3 protein-coding genes are annotated in these 990 nt (G+C 71.6%); 1 reads left to right on the forward strand and 2 read right to left on the reverse strand.

Going from position 1 to position 990, the window contains the following annotated elements; genetic code table 11:
* Together D180_RS09125 and D180_RS09130 are read right to left on the reverse strand one after the other, a co-directional pair.
* Positions 1-171: TfoX/Sxy family DNA transformation protein (locus D180_RS09125; RefSeq protein ID WP_017912552.1), on the reverse strand; the 171-nt coding region annotated here is incomplete at its 3' end.
* On the reverse strand, positions 168-650 hold the full coding sequence (locus tag D180_RS09130; RefSeq protein ID WP_017912553.1) for a GAF domain-containing protein: 483 nt from the start codon (positions 648-650) through the stop codon (positions 168-170). The genes D180_RS09130 and D180_RS09125, both read right to left, overlap by 4 nt.
* A gap of 116 nt (positions 651-766) precedes the next feature.
* On the opposite strand from D180_RS09130, the gene bioD reads away from it, so the two are divergent.
* Positions 767-990: ATP-dependent dethiobiotin synthetase BioD (gene bioD, locus D180_RS09135; RefSeq protein WP_017912554.1), on the forward strand; the 224-nt coding region annotated here is incomplete at its 3' end.

A 990-nucleotide genomic window follows, 5' to 3' on the forward strand; every position in this document is an offset into this window, starting at 1 on the left:
GCCTTCCAGCGAATACAGCAGGTTGAGGCTGGGCTTGAAGCCGGCGCGCTTGACCCTGACGAAGGCGCCGACCGCGCCGGCCGCCTCCAGGTCCTGCTGCGTGCGCACGCCGACCTGGCGCAGCCAGGCCGCGCTCTTGGGGCCGATGTTGCGCAGCTTGGTGGTACTCATCGCAGGCTGTCGACGAAGACCTGGGCGATCGCTTCCAGGCCGCGCTGGTCGTCGGCGTCGAAGCGGGCGAGGTCGGGGCTGTCCAGGTCGAACACGCCGACCAGCGCACTGTCGCGCAGCAGTGGCACCACCAGTTCCGATCGCGAGGCCGCATCGCAGGCGATGTGCCCGGGGAACGCCTCCACGTCGTCGATGCGCTGGGTCTGGCCGCTGCTGGCGGCCGCACCGCACACGCCCTTGTGCAGCGGAATGCGCACGCACGCGGGCAGGCCCTGGAACGGGCCGACCACCAGTTCCTTGCCGTCGTAGAAGTAGAAACCGACCCAGTTCAGCCGCGGCAGCGCGTGATACACCAGCGCAGCCAGGTTGGCGGCATTGGCGATGCGGTCGGGCTCCCCGGCGACCAGGGCACGGGCCTGGTCGAGCAACTGGGCGTACTGTTCCGGCTTGCTGCCGGTGAGCGAGGACGAGGCGAACATCGCGCGAGTCTAGCAGCGCGCTGCGTCCGCCGGCACCGCGGCGGCTGACGCGCGCGACGCACCCGGCTATCCTGCGCGCCGCCGCGCGTCCCGCCGGCCAACCGACAGGGTTTCGCATGGCTGTTCCCGCCTTCTACGTCACCGGCACCGATACCGGCATCGGCAAGACCATCGCCAGCACCGCGCTGCTGCACGCCCTGCGCGCGCGCGGCCAGCGCGCGGTGGGCATGAAGCCGGTGGCCAGCGGTTGCGCGCGCGAGGCCGACGGCTGGCGCAACGAGGACGCGCTGGCGCTGCAGGAGGCGAGCGCGCCGCGGCCGGCCTATGACGATCTCAATCC

It is taken from the genome of Xanthomonas sp. SHU 166 (genome assembly GCF_000364685.1).
GTDB lineage: Bacteria > Pseudomonadota > Gammaproteobacteria > Xanthomonadales > Xanthomonadaceae > Xanthomonas_A > Xanthomonas_A sontii.